Here is a 19,163-nt window from a genome sequence, read left to right as displayed (position 1 = left end):
TTCTTTCAATTTGAAGAAAGTACTATTTATTTTTTGTTTCTCTTTCATATGGCATTGAAATAGTAAATGTAGTACCTTCTCCTTCTTTACTTTCTACTTTTACTTTTCCATTATAAAGCATCATAATATGCTTTACAATAGATAATCCTAAGCCTGTACCACCAGCCTTTCGAGAACGACTTTTATCAACTCTATAAAATCGCTCAAAAATACGATCAATACTTTCTTCTGCAATGCCTATGCCAGTATCTTTTACTTGTAATACAAAATACTCTCCCTGAAATTTGCAAAAAACCATTACACTTCCTTTTTCTGTATATTTAATTGCATTTTCAATTAAGTTAATAAACATTTGAGAAATTTTATCTTTATTACAAAAATAAAAAGGCATTGCTTCACATTCTATAGTTAATTTTAATCCTTTTTCTTCTGCTTGAGGACGTAAAAGCCCCTCTACATAAGTTAATATTTTTTCAATAGACTCATATTGCATATTAGTATCTTCTTTTCTTGTTTCAATCTCAGATAATGATAATATATCTTGTATTAAACGATATAGTCTATGCGTTTCAATGTCAATAATTTCTAAAAAATGTATTGCCATATCTTGATTGTTAATAGCTCCTGAACGTAATGTATCTGTAAATCCCATAATAGACGTTAAAGGTGTTTTTAATTCATGTGTTACATTTGATATAAAATTACTTCGCATTTCTTCTAATTTTTTAATTTGAGTTACGTCTTGAAAAACAAGTAATGTTCCTAAACTATTGTTCTGATTTTTAGTAGTAAAAATAGGATTAATATATATACGTAATATTTTATCTCCATTAAAATTAGATTTTAATATTACAATTTCTACAATATTTCTTTTTTCTGAAATAGACGTTTCTAATAACATTTGTATATCTTTATTATCACAAATTTCATAAAAATCTAATCCTTTACAATATGTATTTTTAATATCAAATAATTCGTAGCATTGAGAATTTATCATTAATATTTTATTTTTTTTATCTATAGCAATTACGCCATTTATCATACTATTTACAATAGCTTCCATTTTCTTATTTTCTGTTTCTAAAGCGTTTATAGTAGTATTTAATTTTATACTCATCATATTAAATGTTTCTGTTAAAAAACCAATTTGGTCATTTATAGTTACAGATATATTTTTATTATACTTTCCTTGAGAAACTTTCATAGCTGTATTTATTAAAGTATCTAATGGTTCAGATATCTTTTTAGACAAATAGTATGCACAAATAAAAGCAAAAATAGTACTAACAGTAACATTAATTATCATATTTGTCATTAATTCATTTAACTTCAATAAAGGTACACAAAAACGTAATACTATTCTTTCTGAATTCAATGTAGTAGGTATAGCTATATAAAAATAATTTTTATTATATACTTCATTTTTTCTAATAATTTTTAAGATTTCTCCTCTTAATGCTCCTTGTACTTCTGGCATATTTTTTAGGTTTACATTATGTAAATTTGTTTCAGAAGTGCTAATGATATTTCCATTTTTATCAATCATAGTAATATCTACATCTAAATCATTTGCTGTTTGTTTTATAAAATTATTTAATTCCATAAAATTTTTAGTACTATAAATTACATTTAAGTGCTTAGAAATTATATTTCCTTCTTTTAAAATATGACTTTGAAATTCTTGTATATAATAGTCATAACTAATTTTAATAGAATAAAAACCAATCAAACCAACAATAAAACATATTACAAATATATAAGAACAAAATACTTTTCTTTGCATACTTATCCCTCCTTATTTTTTGCTATTTTTAAAAACCTCATAATCCTTGATTTTGCAAGATTTTTTACATATGAAGATTATATAAAATCTTATAAAAACTACTTAGTAAAAATAATAAATTCATAACAAAAAAGTTTTTTATTTATCATACACTCCCATTCTATCATTTACAACAAATATCCTCAACATAACATCTATTAAACATTAACTTGCCTTTTTTGTTACCTTAGTAATGTATCTTTATCAATCAGTTTGTGTACTATTAGCCTTACCACTACCATCTGTAGTCGTTACTATAATAGAAAGTGTTTTTGTACTATCAATGATATTTTCAGATGATGTTCCTTCCCTTGAAACAACACTTCATAAAGCCTTTGAAGATAAAAAAGTAAATATAGTAAATCATAGACATAAACTCTTTTATGTAACACTTGATAAAATCAAAAAAGTTATCAAGAAAAACTTTGATAAAACAATAGAATTCATTGATATTCCAGATACAGTATAATATTATGTTAGTCAGAAAATAAGAAATTGTGGAAACTAAAATAAGTATTGTAAAATTACATTAATCGTGCTAAAGTCAAAATAGCTTTAGATTTTCTTAAAACTGCAAATGATAGTCATAAAGATGTAAAACGTATTTTATTAAAAAGTGATTTTACTGATTTTGAAGATTATCTATAAAATGAATATGCAGTAAGATAACTAAACAAATTTACTAAATGGAGAGATTTTCTTATGAAAAACCCTAATCGTTATGGTACCATTACAAAACTATCAGGAAAACGTCGCCGCCCTTTTATTGTAAAAGAAGGGCAATCAGGACAACAAAAAGTAATAGGTTATGCTGCTACAAAAGCAGAAGCAATGATATTGCTTGCTCAATATAATAATAATCCTTGGGATATTGAAACAAGCAAAGTTACATTACAACAGCTTTATGAATTGTGGTTACAAAAAAGAGCTGTAAAACTTGGTAAATCAAATCAAGGTTCTTTAAAAGCGTCCTATAATTTTTGTAAAAGTTTAGCTAATACTCCTTATAGACAAATTAGAGCCTATGAAATGCAAGACTGTATTGACAGTTGTAATTTAAGCCATTATACTCAATCTAATATTAAAAATCTTTGGGTACATCTTGACCGATTTGCTCTGGAATTAGATATTATTTCAAAACGTTATTCTGACTTACTTACAATAGCACCTACACCAGAAACTAATCGAAAAGTATTTACAGAAGAGGAAATCGCTCAAATATGGCAAAATCAAAATATAAAGTATATGGATACTGTATTATTTTTCCTTTATACTGGATTTCGCTTTTCAGAAATGATAAACTTAAAAGTAGAAAATGTGGACTTAGATACTGATATAATGATAGGTGGTGTAAAAACAAAAGCAGGTAAAAATCGTGTTGTACCTATTCATTCTAAAATAAAAAGTATAGTACAAAATAGAGTGGAGTGTTCTAAAAATGGCTATCTTTTTGAGTATAATGGTAAAAAATGGAGTTCTTCTTTTTATAGGATTATTTGGTCTGATTTAATGTCTACATTGAATATGAACCACATACCACACGAATGTCGACATACTTTTCGTTCAAGACTTGATAGTGCAGGAGCGAATAAAGTTTGTATTGATAGAATAATAGGACATAAATCAAATGACACAGGAGAACGAGTTTATACACATAAAACATTGCAAGAGTTAAAAAATGCTATAGAATTGCTTAATTAGTAACACTACTAAAAGTAATATAAATTGATAACAAATTAGTAACATAATATACAGAAAACTTGAAAATACTTAGTTTTTCTGTATATTATGTTTAGTCCTCCCTAAATTTATATCCAAAACCACGCACCGTTTTTATAAATATAGGAGTGCTATCATCTTCTTCTATTTTCTTTCTAATATGTCTGATATGTACATCTACAGTCCTTGTTTCACCAATATATTCATAACTCCATATTTTTTCTAAAAGTACATCTCTTGAATAAACCTTTCCAGGATTTTCTGCTAAAAATTTTAAAAGTTCAAATTCTTTTAAAGACATTTCAATAGGAACACCATGTTTTTTTACAGTCTTCGTTTCTAAACCAATTTCAAGACCATGTGTAGAAATTAATTTTTTTTCTGTTAATGAATATTGTTCTTCTGATACACGACGTAAAACAGCCTTTACTCTTGCTTGTAATTCTCTAACACTAAATGGTTTCGCAATATAGTCATCTGCTCCTGTTTCTAATCCCAGCACTTTATCAAATTCATCACTTTTTGCAGTTAATAAAATAACAGGAATTTTTTTAATTTCTTTAGTACTTCTAATACGACGCAATACTTCTAAGCCATCTATTTTAGGCAACATTAAATCTAATAAAACAGCATCAATTTTTTCTTTTGTCAATAATTCAAGGGCTTCTTCTCCGGTTTCTACTGTAATAACATAATAACCATTTGTTTCTAAATTATATTTTAATAGTTCTAAAATATGTATTTCATCATCAACAGCTAATATCGTTTTCTTCTCCATAGATGTTCCCCTTATCTGTAATACTTACTTTTATTGTAATTTACATAGTTTGTCAAAATAAGTATAACCAAATTATACTTATTTATATTATTATACCATATAATTACAAAAAAAGCTGGCTTTTAAGAATATTTCTAAAAGCCAGCTTTTTCATATATTATTTTTGATTTGCTTTTTGTTCAATAATTTTTTTCTGCATTTCCATAGGAGCTTCTTCATAACGTTCAAAATAATATTCGTAGTAGCCTCTACCCTGAGTCATAGAACGTAAATCTGTAGCATATTTGTGCATTTCTGCCAGAGGTACTTCTGCAATAATTACTTTTTTCTCATGTTCAGGGTTCATACTTAATATACGACCTCTTCTTTTATTGATGTCCCCCATAATATCACCCATATATCTCTCTGGTATTGTTACTTCTACATGAGCTATAGGTTCTAATATAGTTGGTTTTGCTTGTGGAAGACCATCTTTAAATGCAACAGAAGTTGCCATTTTAAATGCCATTTCTGAAGAGTCTACAGGATGATAAGAACCATCTACTAATGTAGCTTTCAAACCAACAACAGGATATCCAGCCAACACACCATTATTTACACATTCCTGTAATCCTTTTTCTACTGCAGGAAAATACTGTTTTGGAACAGAACCACCAAATATTTTTTCTTCAAAAATATAAGGTTGAGATTGATCATCAGATGGTTCGAATTCCATCCAAACATCACCATATTGTCCATGACCACCAGATTGTTTTTTATATTTACCTTGTACTTTTACCTTAGATTTAATTGTTTCTCTATAAGGAATAATAGGATCTGTTAATTCTACATCAATTTTATATTTTGTTTTTAATTTATTTACAACAACTTCTAACTGTTGTTCACCTTGTCCATATATAATTGTTTGTTTTGTTTCTTTGTTAATTTCTAAAGATAATGTTGGGTCTTCTTCTAATATTTTTGATAAAGCTGCAGAAATCTTATCTTCATCGCCTTTTCCTTTTGGTGCAATACACATAGAAAGGCCTGGTTTAGGTAAATCAATTTTTTCTAATTCAACAGGAAAATATTTTGAACAAAGTGTATCTTGTGTAGATGTATTAGATAATTTTGCTAATGCACCAATATCTCCTGCTTGCAATTCATCTACTTCAATTTGTTCTTTTCCTCTTACTACATAAAGATGTGCTACTTTTTCATAAGTATCTTTTTCAGGGTTATATACTGTTTTTGTAGTATTGATAACACCAGAAAGCACACGGAATATATTTAAACGACCAACATAAGGGTCAGATATTGTTTTAAATACAAAACAAGCAAGATGATCTTTTTCAGAGTTATATCTTTTCATGCCCTCTCCTTCGTTCTTCAAATCTTTACAGATGAAAGATGGACGACATTCAATAGATGGTGGCATAAATTTCACTATTGTACTCATTAAAAGTCTAATACCATATCCCATCATAGCAGAACCAAATATAACAGGAGCAATAGAATGATTACGAATGCCTTTTTTTAATCCTAAATAGATTTCTTCCATTGTTAACTCTTCATCATTAAAGAACTTTTCAAGTAAGTCATCGTCACTTTCTGCTGCAACTTCTACAACCCATGCACGTAGTGTTTCTACCTCTTCTACTTTATCCTCTGGAATATCACATTTTACCAATTTTCCATTATTATCTAGCATTCTAGCATCTCTTTTTAACACATTAATAAAACCTAATACTCCATTTGCATCTCTAAAAGGTACTTGTAAAGGTGCTACAATTTTTCCATATTTTTCTCTTAACTGATTAATTGTATTTTGGAAATCTGCACTTTCATCATCCATCTGATTAATAAAAATCATTTTAGGAATACCAATTTCTTCTGCATATTCCCATGCTTTTTCTGTACCAACTTCTAAACCTGATTTTGCTGAAACAACAATCAGAGCAGTATCTGAAACACTCATTGCTAATTTAACTTCTCCTACAAAGTCAAAATAACCTGGGGTATCTAAAAAATTGATTTTTGTGTCTTTCCATTCTACAGGTAAAACAGATGTACTTATAGAAACATTTCTACGAATTTCTTCAGGGTCATAGTCACTTACAGTATTTCCTTCTGATACCTTTCCAAATCTTTTTGTTGCACCAGAGTAGTATAATAATGCTTCTGATAGTGTAGTTTTACCACAACCACTATGACCCAATATCACAATATCTCGAACTTCATTTGCAGCATAATTTTTCATACTTTGTTTACCTCCTCTTGTTGTATTAACAGGCATTTTATATAATACTTTATTAGAATATCTCTCAAACATATAATTAAGGATATTATTATACTAATTCGACAATTATAATAAATATCCTTCTTTTTTATTAAAAATTATAAAAATATGTACATCTTTTATATTACAAAAGCCTGCAAATAGTAATAATTACTATTTACAGGCTTTTTTTATGCTTCTGGTTCTACAAATGGAATACCAAAATATTCTGTAAGGGATAAAACTAAATTTCGTGCAATTTTATCAATATTATCTTTAATCCATTGAGCATCTGTAGGATTATCATGATAAGCCACTTCAATTAGTGCGGAAGGTGCATAAGTTCTTCTTAATTCACGTAATGTTGATGTTGGAATGGTTTTCACTTTGTTGCTATCTGGATATATATCTTTATAATTTTCTGCAATAATTTCTGCTCCAGCTTTCCCCCATTTACTATCATACCAATAATATACATCTGCTCCTTGCATTTGACCTGCTAAAGAAGGAGAAGCTGCATTGGAATGTAAAGCTAAATGAAAATCATATTCTCCTTTATTAGAGTCATCAATAGCTTCTCCTAATGTTTGAGAAGGTTGATTTCTTGTAAATTCAATACCACTTGCAATTAAATAAGGCTCCATAGCATCTGCAATTAAATTCATATATTCTTCTTCTGTACCTCCATTTACGAATTGATTATATTCTTGTAAAGAAGGACTCAAATAAATTCTAGGCATATTTTTTCTCCTTTTATTTATTTCTTTGTTTTTATAGTATGCAATAAAATAAAAAGCGAAACTATTTTTTTAAATTTAAGATATTTTTTATTGTTTTTTGCTGTCGAAAAATGTATACTAAATATGGTAAATTTGTATATTTTAATACTATAAAAAGGAGCGATTTTAATGGGTATTTTCTTTTCAACAACATTCCCATCTTTACTTTTGTCTGTTGCTATCGCTACACAACCAACTTCTATTTTCGAAACACGAAATGAAATTAATTTCTTGTCTTCTGCTTCACAAGAAGAACATTTTATATTAGTAGAAGAAGAACAAGAAGTATCAGACAAAACAGAATTAATCATAGAAAATTTAGATGAGAGAAAAGATTTTTCTTTAGATAGAGGAGAAGCTTGTCGTTATATTATGGATACATATGAAATATTAACAGGTAAAAAGCCTAAAATCATATCGGAAACCCCCTTTTCTGATATTGATGCTGACAGTCAACAATTTATATTACAAGCATATCATTTAGGAATTGTAAACGGAAACGAAGATGGAACTTTTTTACCTTCAGATGGATTATCTAGAGGTGATTTTACTATATTACTTTACCGTTTGATACAAACAGTATATCCTGATGCTGACCTTTCTGGTGGAGAAAATATTGTATTTGAAGAACACGTTACAAAAGTAGCAACAATTCCACTTCAATTTGCATATTCTCGAGGATTAATAGATATTCAAAGTAATGGTTTAATAGGTTCAGATGACACAATTACTTTAGGTGAAGTTGCTGATATATTAAATAATGTTATAAAAACTGCACCTAATTTTCCTGTACAATATACTAAATTTGCACCTAAAAGAGCCTATTTAACATTTGATGATGGAACATCTGAAAATACACCAAAAATTCTAGATATTTTAAAACAATATAATGTAAAAGCAACGTTTTTTGTAACAGGAAATTGTGATGAGGTATTATTAAAAAGAATGCAATCAGAAGGTCATGTAATAGGAAATCATACAAGTAGTCATAAATATGAAACTTTGTATTCTTCTTCTGAAGCTTTTTGGTCTGATTTTAATAAAGAACAAGAATATTTAAACAATATACTAGGTACAACATCAATTTTTATGCGTTTTCCAGGTGGTTCTAATAATTCTATAGGCATGAAAAATGGTGTTATGGGTGATATTACAACACAAGCAAAACAAAACGGATATATTTATGTAGATTGGAATGTAGATTCTGGAGATGCTCGTGGTAATAATGTTCCAAAAGATACTATTATAAATAATGTTTTAGATGGTACATCTGGAAAAAGCCAAGCTATTATATTAATGCACCAAACAAAACCAAAACAAACAACTGTAGAAGCATTACCTGAAATTATAGAAGGACTACAAACACAAGGATATGAAATACGTCCTTTAACAGAAAAATCTTATACACCAAGATTTGTAAAATAAAAATTATATATTTAAAACTAAAAAGTCCATTATTTTTTAGATAATGGACTTTTTAATATTTAATAGACTTTTTTAATTATTGAGTGATATTATCTATAAATGTAAAAGGAATTGGATTTTTTATACTGTACCACTTGTCATTATATTTTATGTAACAATCTTCTGTACTATTTATAATATAATCAAAATTTATATTTTTTTCTTCAGATTGATACACTATAAAAGAATAAAATTCTTTTTCATTTGCATCTATTGGTATTTCATTTTCTGAAAGAAAGATTTCTTCTAATGATAAGTCATTCAACCAATTTGCAATTTGGTTAATTGTATCTGTATTTTCTATTATTTTTGTACTACTTGTATCTTTCATATAATGCGTATATTCTATTTTTGTAGCATTTGCAATTTCTTCAAAATTAATTACTTCTATTTGTTTCTGTTTACAACTTGAAAAAAGAAAAATACATAGCATAAGCAATATCAAAACGTCTATTACTTTTTTCATAATTTCACCTTACTTTTTAATATATTATCCAAAATGGTCCTAAGCTGTCTGCACTTCCTTTTGCTTCTGATAAAATTAATCCAAGAGGAAATGTTTTTCTTGTATTTTTTTTACTTTTAGGGTCTGCTACCAAAACATTTCCTTGCTCTGTAATGCCTTTCAATACTATAAAATGACCACTAGATGTAAATGTTCCTTTTCCCATCAATGCAATAACTAATTTATTATCAGAAAGGGCATCAACAATTTTTTGTCCTTCTAATACAGTAGCTTGTTCTACCTGTAATCCAAATGTTTTTGCAGCGTTTTCTATCAAAGTGTGATAACTGCCACTACCTTCTGCACAATATCCATTTTGATAAGACCAATCAGCCATTTGTTTCGGATTGATTGTAATATCTGTTAATGTAGAAACAACCATAGCTAAACAAGTTGGGCCACAGCCTGTAACAGAAATTAAATCTGTTTTTCCGTATTTTTCATTTGCCCATCGAATATCTTCTTGATTATAATATACTACTTCACTTTTTGCTGTGTAGTATGTAATTCCTCTTGTCAGTTCTTTTGCTGTAGCTTGATTTGCTGCTTGTTCTGCAATCCACTGTACAGTTTTACTTTCTGTAACTATTTCTTGTTGCTGCAAAGAAAAAGAAAGGAAAATGAAAACTGATAGTATACTTATCAAAGTTGATTTTTTGACATAATAAAATTTTGCTATATTCCATATTTTATCATTTGGTATTGTAACAGTTCTGTTATAATATGCTACTAATATTAAAAAAATGCTACTAAATAGAAATATTTGTAATATGATTTCTAACCTCATAATATCCCCTCCGTTCCTTTTTCTTTGTTAGTACTATCATATAACAAAGAGTTTAAGAAACACTCAATGGTTCATTACGAGTTTCTTAAAATTTAAGAAAGAAAAAATAACAATTTGTTTATTTCTATTTTTCTCTTAAATGAAATATTTTCTGATAGGAAGCAATTAGTAAACCACCTATACTATTTCCTATAGTCATAACAACAAGCGAAATCATTGTATCAATAGACCATGTTTTTGCCATAGCAAAATAATACATATTTGCTACAACGTGTTCAAAACCACTTAATATAAATACCAGAACAGGTACAAATACAGCAACAACTTTTATTGTCGAACCCTGTTGTTCTCGAAATGTATCTACTGCAATAAACATAAGTACACCACAAAAAATAGATAGTATAAAAATACTAACTAAATTATCATTTAATTTAGTTTGTGCCATAGTAAATACTTTATTTGACATTTCTTCTGTAAAAATTCTTGTATTTTGTACACATTTTGCAATTAAAGTTGTACCACAAAAATTTCCGATCCATGTAATTACCAATTCTAATATATATTCTTTTTTTTCAAAAGGAATATAACCAATTTTTCCTGTAAATAATTGTAAACGAAATATTACTACAGTAAATAGTCCTACGCCAAACATACAAGCCCCTAATGCCTTATTATCAAGTGAAAGAAAAATTGTTCCTCCCATACCAATCATAAATCCTGCTAATATTGCTGATACAAACTGTCTTATTTGTTCCATTTTAAAAACCTCCTATTTTTTAAATTATTTACCATAACAAAAAAAGCCGTGTCTGAACAAAATTGCCCAGACGGTCGGCTTAAAATACATCATACTTCATGTGGTTATTCCACTTCCGTCAGTTGTATGACTATTTTTTTACTATAACAAAAAAAGGAGTCACTTGTCAAATATATTTTTATTTTATTCATATCCATATTGTTTTTTAAATGCCCTATAACAATAAATGCTAATAAATATCGTACAAATTTCAGAAATAGGAACTACTAACCAAATTCCTATTACTTTTAAAAATAAGGGTAATATCAATATAATAGGTACAAAAAATCCTAAAGAACGCATAAATGATATAAATGCAGATATTTTTCCATTTGCAAAAGCAGTAAATAAAGCAGAAGAAAATATATTAAATCCATCAAATAAAAATGAAACAGCAAAAATGCGAAAACCTGTTACAGTAATATTATATAATGTAGAAGTTTTATCTGTAAAAATAATTGTAATAAAAGGTGCAATGATTTCAGATATACAAAACACAGAAAAACAAAATACTATAATAATATAATACCCATATCTTACTAATTTTTTCAAATTTTCTTTGTCATTTTTTCCATAATTATAGCTAACTAAAGGAGCAATACCAGAAGAAAAACCTAACACAATGGAAGTTAATAAAAATTGAGCATATAAAACAATTGTAATAGCCCCCACTCCATCTACGCCAATATATTGAAGCATTTTAATATTAAATAAGTACGTAGTAATGCCTGTTGAAATTTGTGTTACCATTTCAGAACTTCCATTTATACAAGCTTTTAATATAGTATTTAATTGAAATGTTGGCTTTTGAAAATATAATATTCCTTTTTTTCTTGAAAAATAAATAAAATAACTAAAAGCTATAAAAACAGGAATTATCATACCCATTTGTGTCGCCAAAGCAGCACCTTTTACTCCTAATTTAAGTGGTACTATGAAAATATAATCTAATATCATATTTATTATACCACCTATTATACCACTAAATAATCCAAGACCTGGCCTTCCAGCAGTAACAAGAAAATAATCAAAATATGTTTTTAATATAGCAATTGGTACAAAATATAATGTAACAGATAAATAATCATAGCAATAAAAATATAATTCTTCTGTAGAACCTGCTAAATAAATAATATTTTTAATAAATAAATTTCCAAATATTGAAATGAATACACCAATAAAAAGTACTACAATCGTTAGTGATGTGAAAATACTTCTAGCCTTTTTTTCTTTTTTTTCTCCTAAAAGCATAGCTACAATAGCACTTCCTCCTGTTGACATCATAATAGAAACACCTAATACTAAATTAACAACAGGATATACAATATTTGTAGCTGATAACGCTTGTGCACCTACATAACGAGAAATAAATACTCCATCCACAATTGTATATAATGACAAAAATATCATTGTAGACATTGTAGGTAATGTAAAAAGAATAATAGACTTAAGTGATATTTTTTTGTCTAATCCTACCGACATATAAAATTCCTCTTTTCTTTAAACTTTATTAGAAATTACTTCTGTTTTTAATATCTGATAAAAATAATATAAAAAATACAGGTAATAATATAAAACAGCAAAATAAAATAGACTTCTGTTTTAATATATGAATTAAAAAAGTACCTACTGCTGCTCCTATAACAAAAAATGCTATTACAGAAACATAATATAAAGATTTTATTTTACTTTGTTGGTTTTTTTGTTCTATTCCAGTACAAAAATGAATTACTGCTTGTCTAAGATTATTTGTACAAAATGTAGTAGCAAGAGGAATACCATTAGATTTACGAAATGTATTATATTGCATAGCACAAATAAAGGAAATTGGTACATTTGTAACACCATTTGAAAAAGTACTTGGAAGAAATGCTAATACAAATAATATTAATATTTCACATACTATAAATATTGTTTCCCAATGTAATATACTTAATTTTGAAAGCCACTTTGGAATGTATATTGTACAACTAATACCTACCATATAGGCTAATATAGGTAGTATATAGTAAGCAGCTTGTTCATATTGTTTATTTATAAAGAAAATAGCAAGTAGTGCAAAATTACCTGTTTGAGCATTACAAAACACGCCACCTTTTAAAAGGTATGTAAAAGCTTCTAAAAACCCTCCAACACTTGCTAATATAATACATACTAAAAAAGAAGCTTTTTTTGAAATTCTATTATCTTCATTTAGAGCCGTTTGTTCCATTTACTACACCCTTTCCTAATCTTTTTAAAGCTTCTTTTATTCTTTTTTCAACACCATTTTCTGTAGGTTCGTAATAAATCCTATCTATCAATTCATCTGGTAAATATTGTTGCTTTACATAGTTTCCTAAAAAATCATGAGGATATTGATAATTTAATTCTCCTTCTTCTTTTTTTGCACCACTATAATGACAATCTTTTAAGTAACTTGGAACAGATTTTATTTGTATATCAATTACATCTTTCATTGCTTTTTCGATGCCCATGTAACAAGCATTACTTTTTGGTGCACAAGATAAATAAGTGACAGCTTGTGCTAATGTAATACGACATTCAGGCATACCAACAAAATGAACAGCTTGTGCTGCTGCTACAGCTACCTGCAGTGCATGAGGGTCAGCATTTCCAATATCTTCTGATGCTGCTATAACAATACGTCTTGCAATAAATTTAGGGTCTTCTCCTGCATATAACATTTTTGCTAAATAATATAATGCTGCATGAGGGTCAGAACCTCTTATGCTTTTTATAAAAGCAGAAATTGTGTCATAATGGTTATCTCCATTTTTATCATAATTTAATGCTCTTTTTTGAATACAATCTTGTGCTATTGTTAAATCAATTTTTAATGTTCCTGTTTCATCTTTTTGAGTAGTAAGTACTGCTAATTCTAAAGCATTTAATGCAGTACGAGCATCTCCATTTGATATATCTGCTAAAAAATCAATTGCATCTTTTGAAACTTGTGCATGATAATTTCCTAATCCTTTTTCTGTATTTTCTAAAGCTTTTTGAAGTATTTGCTTTATATTTGTGCTTGTTAATGGTTTTAATTCAAATAATACAGAACGTGAAACAAGAGCCTTATTTACTTCAAAATAAGGATTTTCTGTTGTAGCACCAATTAATATAATTGTGCCATCTTCTACATAAGGTAATAAAGCATCTTGTTGTGTTTTATTAAATCTATGAATTTCATCAATAAATAATATTGTTTTGTTTTGATACATACCTAAAGTTATTTTGGCTTTTTCAATGGTTTCTTTAATATCTTTTATACCAGAAGTTGTAGCATTTAATTGCTGAAAACTATTTTTTGTTGTATTTGCTATAATTTTTGCTAATGTAGTTTTTCCCGTTCCTGGAGGTCCATATAATATAATAGAACTTAATCTATCACATTGAATAGCTCTATAAAGTAATTTGTTTTTTGCTATAATATGTTCTTGTCCTATAAATTCTTCTAATGTAACAGGACGCATACGAGAAGCAAGAGGAGCATTTTGTTTTTCTCTTTGTATATAGTTATATTCAAATAAATCCATGTTACTTTCTCCTTATTTTTTTAAAAGAAACTTTTCAAGTGCTAATGCTACACCATCTTCTTGATTAGAAGCAGTAACATAACCAGATATTTTTTTAATATCTTCATGAGCATTTCCCATAGCAATACCTAGACCTGCCTTTTCTAGCATATCAATATCATTTCTATCGTCACCTATTGCAATTGTTTGTTCCATAGCAATGCCAAAATGTTTACAAAGTCTTTCTACTCCAGAGGCTTTATTCCCTCCTTTTTTATTTATAAAAAGGTATTTATCCCACAAATGTTCACGAATATCAATTTTGCTGCAATCTCCCTGTTGTATAGTATCTTTTATTTCAGATATAACATCTGATTTTCCTGCAATTACAATTTGATAAATAGGTGATGATATTTCTTTTAAATTTTGCCAGTTTTTGATATAACGAACTCCTCCCATATAACTTTTTATTCTTCCGAGTGGTGTTCTTTTATTAAAAATGTCATAACGATACTCCTTTTCATTTTCTGCAAATTTATGATAAATATAACCAGTATTTATTTCTGTAAATACTTCTTTTCCTTGTGCAGAAGAAAGTATTAAATCAATTTCATACTGAGATAACTCTAATCCTTCTATAATATTTTCTGTTTCTGGTTCTATCAATACTGCACCATCAATACACCCCATAGCAACTTTAATTCCTGCTTTTTTTGCTACAGGTAATGCTTTTCGTATATTTCTACCTGTACAAATTGTTACAATTCCTCCTGATTGATTTACATTTGCTATTGTTTGTATTGTTTTTTTTGAAATATTACCTTTATTATCAATTAATGTACCATCAATATCTAATACTGCTAATTTATACATCTTTTTCCTCCTATTTTTTATAGCATATCATAAATTAAATAGTTTCTCCATATACACATAACAAAAAAGAGTATCATATATTTTTGATACTCTTTTATATACTATTTAAGCTGAAAACGTGACTCGAACACGCGACCTGCTGATTACGAATCAGCTGCTCTACCAACTGAGCTATTCCAGCAAACATAACTGCATAGTATTATAGCATTTTTTAAAATAGATTGCAACTAAAAAATAAGTTTTTAGTATAAAACAAAAAACAGTCTTCCTAGTGTATAAAGAAGACTGTTTTATACAATATAACTATTTTACTAATTTTTACTGATAGTATATAGGCATTACATCATGCCACCCATACCACCACCCATGCCTGACATATCAGGGTGAGCATCATTTTTAGAAGGTAATTCTGCTACAACAGCTTCTGTTGTTAAGAATGTAGAAGCAACAGATGTTGCATTTTGCAAAGCACTTCTTGTAACTTTTGTAGGGTCTAATATACCAGCATCTACCATTTCAACATACTCTTCTGTTAAAGCATTAAAGCCCATACCAGAAGAAAGTTCTTTTACTTTATTTACAATTACAGAACCTTCTAAGCCAGCGTTTGCTGCAATTTGACGCATAGGTGCTTCTAATGCTTTTAAAACAATTTCTGCACCTGTTTTTTCATCTCCTGTTAATCCATCAGCAACTTTTTTTACTGCTTCAATAGCGTGAATATAAGCAGCACCACCACCAGCAACAATACCTTCTTCTACTGCTGCTCTTGTAGCTGCTAAAGCATCTTCCATTCTTAATTTCTTCTCTTTCATTTCTGTTTCTGTTGCAGCACCAACTTTAATAACAGCAACACCACCAGATAATTTTGCTAATCTTTCTTGTAATTTTTCTTTATCAAAATCAGATGTTGTTTCTTCCAATTGTGCTTTGATTTGGTTAATTCTGCCTTGAATATCTTCTTTGTTTCCAGCACCATCAGCAATAATTGTCAATTCTTTTTCTACTCTTACTGTTCTTGCATGACCAAGCATATCAATAGTAGCTTCTTTTAAATCAATACCTAACTCATCAGAAATTACTTGAGCACCTGTTAAAGCTGCAATATCAGCAATTTGTGCTTTTCTTCTTTCACCATATCCAGGAGCTTTCACTGCAACACAATTAATAGTACCTCTTAATTTATTTACAACTAATGTAGCAAGTGCTTCTCCTTCTACATCATCAGCAATAATAAGTAATTTTCCTCCTACTTGCATAATTTGTTCTAACACAGGTAACAAATCTTGAATATTTGAGATTTTTTTATCTGTAATTAAAATAAATGGATCTTCTAATACTGCAATCATTTTTTCCATATCTGTTGCCATGTAAGAAGAAAGATAGCCCTTATCAAATTGCATACCTTCTACTAATTCAAGTTCTGTATTCATTGTTTTAGCTTCTTCTACAGTAATAACGCCATCATTTGTTACTTTTTCCATAGCATCTGCAATCATTTCTCCTACTTCATCATCACCAGCAGAAATAGCTGCAACATTTGCAATATGTTTTTTAGTAGAAACAACCTGACTCATTTTTTTAATTTCATCTACAGTTACTTCTGTTGCTTTTTGCATACCTTTTCTTAAAATGATAGCATTTGCACCAGCAGCAATATTTTTTAAACCTTCTTGTATCATAGCCTGTGCTAAAACAGTAGCTGTTGTAGTACCATCACCAGCAACATCATTTGTTTGAGTTGCAACTTCTTTTACTAACTGTGCTCCCATGTTTTCATATGGATCTTCTAATTCAATATCTCTTGCAATAGATACACCATCATTTGTAATTAAAGGAGAAATAAATTTTCTATCTAAAACAACATTTCTACCTTTAGGGCCTAATGTTACTTTTACTGTATTTGCTAATTTATTTACACCAGCTTCCATTGCTTTTCTTGCTTCTGTACCATATTTAATTTCCTTTGCCATTATAGTTTCCTCCTAAAAATATACTCTTATATTTTATAAAATTATTATTGTTCTACTTTTGCAAGAATATCGTTTTGTTTTATTACAATATATGTTTCACCTTCAAATTTAATTTCTGTACCCGCATATTTAGAATAAACTACTCTATCTCCTTCTTTTAATACCATTTTTACCTCTGTATCACCAACTAATCCACCTGGGCCAACAGCAATAACCATTGCTTCTTGAGGTTTTTCTTGTGACTGTGATGTTAATATTAAACCAGATTTTGTTTTTTCTTCTGCCTCTAACTGTTTAATTACAACTTTATCTCCTAATGGTACAAGTTTCATAAATAATAGCCTCCTTAATAAATATATACTCTAAAACTGTTAGCACTCATTGAAACCGAGTGCTAATTCCTAGTTATTATAGTATACATTGTTTTCCATTTATGCAAATATTATATTCCGTTAAATTTCATAATATTATAAAATATTTTTATAAATTTATATTATTTTATTATTATATCTTTTATATTCTTTTTTTTTCTCTTGTTTTTAAATAATATATATTTTAATACTATATAGAAAAGATATTTATTCAAAAAATTCCATAAACTCTTTATAAAAATAGAAAAAATTTTATCAAAATTTACAGTATACTATCTTTTTCCGACATGATATAATTTTTTCATATTTTACCAAATAAGGAGGAACAAAAAATGAATGAAAAAATAAAAGTAGCCATTGCAGGTTATGGTAATATTGGTCGTGGCGTAGAAGCTGCTATTGCACAAAATAAAGATATGATATTAACAACTGTTTTTACAAGAAGAAACCCTGAAAGCATTCAAATTAACACAGTAGATGCAAAAGTAATGAATATATCAGATGCTGCTTCTTTAAAAAACGATATAGACGTTGTTATACTTTGTGGAGGCTCTGCAACAGATTTGCCAGTACAAGGACCAGAAATGGCAGCTCTTTTTAATACAGTAGATAGTTTTGATACTCATGCAAAAATACCAGAATATTTTAAATCAGTAAACGATGCTGCTTCTCAAAATAACAACACTTCTATTATCTCTGTTGGTTGGGATCCAGGATTATTTTCTATCAATAGACTGTATGGAGATGCTATATTGCCAAATGGAGGATATTATACATTCTGGGGAAAAGGTGTAAGTCAAGGCCATTCTGATGCAATTAGACGTGTAAAAGGCGTAAAAAATGGTATTCAATATACTGTACCTGTGGAAAGTGCTGTAGAGGCAGCAAGAAGCGGAAATTTACCAGAATTAACAACTCGCCAAAAACATACTCGTCTTTGCTATGTTGTAGCAGAAGATGGTGCTGATTTAGCAGAAATTGAAAAAACAATAAAAGAAATGCCAAATTATTTTTCTGACTATGATACAACAGTAAATTTTATTTCAGAAGAAGAATTGAAAAAAAATCATAGTAAAATGGCACATGGCGGTTTTGTAATTCATAGTGGTAGCACAAATAACGGTGCAAATAATCATGTTATTGAATATTCTTTAAAATTAAATTCTAATCCAGAGTTTACAGGCAGTGTTTTAGTTGCTTATGCAAGAGCTGCTTATCGTCTTGCACAAAAAGGTGAATATGGTGCAAAAACAGTATTTGATATTGCACCTGCTATGCTTTCTCCAAAAACAGGAGAAATATTAAGAAATACATTATTATAATAAATAAAGGTGCAGTATTTTGGTTACTGCACCTTTGTTTTATTGTTATGACAATCATTATGAAAAGGACAATGAATACACCCTTCTCCACAATTTTCTTTTTTTCTCTTTTTTTTAGTATATTGATAATGTATTACACAAAATACTAAAAAAAGAAGTATAGTTATTGTAATAATATTTCCCAATATAAAATTCTCCTTTA

Annotated in this window: 18 protein-coding genes, 1 tRNA gene and 1 riboswitch; of the genes, 4 read left to right on the top strand and 15 right to left on the bottom strand. The window is 28.3% G+C overall.

The features are described 5' to 3' along the window. Positions 1–22 precede the first annotated feature (22 nt). A complete protein-coding gene (locus tag C820_RS10385) occupies positions 23–1,783 on the bottom strand; it encodes a HAMP domain-containing sensor histidine kinase (protein WP_004034126.1) in 1,761 nt (586 codons plus the stop codon). 232 nt (positions 1,784–2,015) lie between these two features. Between C820_RS10385 and C820_RS10380 the strand changes: the two genes are divergently transcribed. Both C820_RS10380 and C820_RS10375 read left to right on the top strand, forming a co-directional pair. Beyond that, positions 2,016–2,291, top strand: coding sequence for a GIY-YIG nuclease family protein (locus C820_RS10380; RefSeq protein WP_502799854.1), 276 nt, complete (start codon positions 2,016–2,018; stop codon positions 2,289–2,291). 233 nt (positions 2,292–2,524) lie between these two features. Further along, positions 2,525–3,523: a tyrosine-type recombinase/integrase gene (locus C820_RS10375; RefSeq protein ID WP_004034127.1), complete on the top strand. Its 999-nt coding sequence runs from the start codon at positions 2,525–2,527 to the stop codon at positions 3,521–3,523. 91 nt (positions 3,524–3,614) lie between these two features. On the opposite strand, the gene C820_RS10370 is transcribed toward C820_RS10375, so the two are convergent. The 3 genes from C820_RS10370 to C820_RS10360 form a co-directional block, all read right to left on the bottom strand. Further along, a complete protein-coding gene (locus C820_RS10370; protein ID WP_004034128.1) occupies positions 3,615–4,319 on the bottom strand; it encodes a response regulator transcription factor in 705 nt (234 codons plus the stop codon). A gap of 157 nt (positions 4,320–4,476) precedes the next feature. Beyond that, positions 4,477–6,558 (bottom strand): elongation factor G, encoded by a 2,082-nt coding sequence (fusA, locus tag C820_RS10365; RefSeq protein WP_004034129.1) that lies wholly within the window; start codon positions 6,556–6,558, stop codon positions 4,477–4,479. Between the two features lie 209 nt (positions 6,559–6,767). Then, the gene (locus C820_RS10360) at positions 6,768–7,316 is read right to left on the bottom strand and encodes an N-acetylmuramoyl-L-alanine amidase family protein (protein ID WP_004034130.1); all 549 of its coding nucleotides are present in this window, start codon (positions 7,314–7,316) and stop codon (positions 6,768–6,770) included. Between the two features lie 168 nt (positions 7,317–7,484). Between C820_RS10360 and C820_RS10355 the strand changes: the two genes are divergently transcribed. Further along, entirely contained in the window at positions 7,485–8,780 is a 1,296-nt protein-coding gene (locus C820_RS10355; RefSeq protein ID WP_004034132.1) for a polysaccharide deacetylase family protein, read from the top strand. Between the two features lie 76 nt (positions 8,781–8,856). On the opposite strand, the gene C820_RS10350 is transcribed toward C820_RS10355, so the two are convergent. From C820_RS10350 to C820_RS10305, 10 genes are all read right to left on the bottom strand, one after another. After that, positions 8,857–9,285 (bottom strand): hypothetical protein, encoded by a 429-nt coding sequence (locus C820_RS10350; RefSeq protein ID WP_004034134.1) that lies wholly within the window; start codon positions 9,283–9,285, stop codon positions 8,857–8,859. A gap of 16 nt (positions 9,286–9,301) precedes the next feature. After that, positions 9,302–10,111 (bottom strand): C39 family peptidase, encoded by an 810-nt coding sequence (locus tag C820_RS10345; protein ID WP_004034136.1) that lies wholly within the window; start codon positions 10,109–10,111, stop codon positions 9,302–9,304. 124 nt (positions 10,112–10,235) lie between these two features. Next, complete coding sequence (locus C820_RS10340; protein ID WP_004034138.1) at positions 10,236–10,868, bottom strand: formate/nitrite transporter family protein; 633 nt, start codon at positions 10,866–10,868, stop codon at positions 10,236–10,238. Between the two features lie 57 nt (positions 10,869–10,925). After that, a riboswitch (ZMP/ZTP riboswitch) is annotated at positions 10,926–11,004 on the bottom strand. Positions 11,005–11,051: 47 nt separating this feature from the next. Continuing rightward, positions 11,052–12,389 (bottom strand): MATE family efflux transporter, encoded by a 1,338-nt coding sequence (locus C820_RS10335; RefSeq protein ID WP_004034140.1) that lies wholly within the window; start codon positions 12,387–12,389, stop codon positions 11,052–11,054. A gap of 28 nt (positions 12,390–12,417) precedes the next feature. Next, positions 12,418–13,119 (bottom strand): YoaK family protein, encoded by a 702-nt coding sequence (locus C820_RS10330; protein ID WP_004034142.1) that lies wholly within the window; start codon positions 13,117–13,119, stop codon positions 12,418–12,420. Continuing rightward, complete coding sequence (locus tag C820_RS10325; RefSeq protein ID WP_004034144.1) at positions 13,097–14,443, bottom strand: replication-associated recombination protein A; 1,347 nt, start codon at positions 14,441–14,443, stop codon at positions 13,097–13,099. Before C820_RS10325 ends, C820_RS10330 begins: the two co-directional genes overlap by 23 nt. 12 nt (positions 14,444–14,455) lie before the next feature. Then, positions 14,456–15,295: a Cof-type HAD-IIB family hydrolase gene (locus C820_RS10320; RefSeq protein ID WP_004034146.1), complete on the bottom strand. Its 840-nt coding sequence runs from the start codon at positions 15,293–15,295 to the stop codon at positions 14,456–14,458. A 108-nt stretch (positions 15,296–15,403) separates the two neighbouring features. Beyond that, a tRNA-Thr gene (locus tag C820_RS10315) sits at positions 15,404–15,476 on the bottom strand. Between the two features lie 157 nt (positions 15,477–15,633). Then, positions 15,634–17,268: a chaperonin GroEL gene (groL, locus tag C820_RS10310; RefSeq protein WP_004034147.1), complete on the bottom strand. Its 1,635-nt coding sequence runs from the start codon at positions 17,266–17,268 to the stop codon at positions 15,634–15,636. Positions 17,269–17,312: 44 nt separating this feature from the next. Further along, complete coding sequence (locus C820_RS10305; RefSeq protein WP_004034148.1) at positions 17,313–17,600, bottom strand: co-chaperone GroES; 288 nt, start codon at positions 17,598–17,600, stop codon at positions 17,313–17,315. A gap of 371 nt (positions 17,601–17,971) precedes the next feature. Here C820_RS10305 and C820_RS10300 point away from each other — a divergent pair, with 371 nt between their 5' ends. Beyond that, positions 17,972–18,961 (top strand): diaminopimelate dehydrogenase, encoded by a 990-nt coding sequence (locus C820_RS10300; protein ID WP_004034150.1) that lies wholly within the window; start codon positions 17,972–17,974, stop codon positions 18,959–18,961. Positions 18,962–18,984: 23 nt separating this feature from the next. On the opposite strand, the gene C820_RS10295 is transcribed toward C820_RS10300, so the two are convergent. Continuing rightward, the gene (locus tag C820_RS10295) at positions 18,985–19,146 is read right to left on the bottom strand and encodes a FeoB-associated Cys-rich membrane protein (protein WP_162213034.1); all 162 of its coding nucleotides are present in this window, start codon (positions 19,144–19,146) and stop codon (positions 18,985–18,987) included. Between the last annotated feature and the right edge of the window lie 17 nt (positions 19,147–19,163).

Origin of the sequence: Clostridium sp. MD294 (assembly GCF_000364165.2) — a bacterium.
GTDB lineage: Bacteria > Bacillota > Clostridia > Lachnospirales > Anaerotignaceae > Coprocola.
Note: the sequence above shows the minus strand (reverse complement) of the source record. Positions and strands in the feature narration are given on the sequence as shown.

Excerpts from the sequence above, each read along its gene's own strand:
- C820_RS10360 (WP_004034130.1), bottom strand. The coding sequence starts at position 7,316 with ATGCCTAGAATTTATTTGAGTCCTTCTTTACAAGAATATAATCAATTC.
- C820_RS10375 (WP_004034127.1), top strand. The coding sequence starts at position 2,525 with ATGAAAAACCCTAATCGTTATGGTACCATTACAAAACTATCAGGAAAA.
- C820_RS10370 (WP_004034128.1), bottom strand. The coding sequence starts at position 4,319 with ATGGAGAAGAAAACGATATTAGCTGTTGATGATGAAATACATATTTTA.
- fusA (WP_004034129.1), bottom strand. The coding sequence starts at position 6,558 with ATGAAAAATTATGCTGCAAATGAAGTTCGAGATATTGTGATATTGGGT.
- C820_RS10300 (WP_004034150.1), top strand. The coding sequence starts at position 17,972 with ATGAATGAAAAAATAAAAGTAGCCATTGCAGGTTATGGTAATATTGGT.
- C820_RS10345 (WP_004034136.1), bottom strand. The coding sequence starts at position 10,111 with ATGAGGTTAGAAATCATATTACAAATATTTCTATTTAGTAGCATTTTT.
- C820_RS10380 (WP_502799854.1), top strand. The coding sequence starts at position 2,016 with ATGTATCTTTATCAATCAGTTTGTGTACTATTAGCCTTACCACTACCA.
- C820_RS10335 (WP_004034140.1), bottom strand. The coding sequence starts at position 12,389 with ATGTCGGTAGGATTAGACAAAAAAATATCACTTAAGTCTATTATTCTT.
- C820_RS10350 (WP_004034134.1), bottom strand. The coding sequence starts at position 9,285 with ATGAAAAAAGTAATAGACGTTTTGATATTGCTTATGCTATGTATTTTT.
- groL (WP_004034147.1), bottom strand. The coding sequence starts at position 17,268 with ATGGCAAAGGAAATTAAATATGGTACAGAAGCAAGAAAAGCAATGGAA.
- C820_RS10340 (WP_004034138.1), bottom strand. The coding sequence starts at position 10,868 with ATGGAACAAATAAGACAGTTTGTATCAGCAATATTAGCAGGATTTATG.
- C820_RS10355 (WP_004034132.1), top strand. The coding sequence starts at position 7,485 with ATGGGTATTTTCTTTTCAACAACATTCCCATCTTTACTTTTGTCTGTT.
- C820_RS10385 (WP_004034126.1), bottom strand. The coding sequence starts at position 1,783 with ATGCAAAGAAAAGTATTTTGTTCTTATATATTTGTAATATGTTTTATT.
- C820_RS10305 (WP_004034148.1), bottom strand. The coding sequence starts at position 17,600 with ATGAAACTTGTACCATTAGGAGATAAAGTTGTAATTAAACAGTTAGAG.
- C820_RS10320 (WP_004034146.1), bottom strand. The coding sequence starts at position 15,295 with ATGTATAAATTAGCAGTATTAGATATTGATGGTACATTAATTGATAAT.
- C820_RS10325 (WP_004034144.1), bottom strand. The coding sequence starts at position 14,443 with ATGGATTTATTTGAATATAACTATATACAAAGAGAAAAACAAAATGCT.
- C820_RS10330 (WP_004034142.1), bottom strand. The coding sequence starts at position 13,119 with ATGGAACAAACGGCTCTAAATGAAGATAATAGAATTTCAAAAAAAGCT.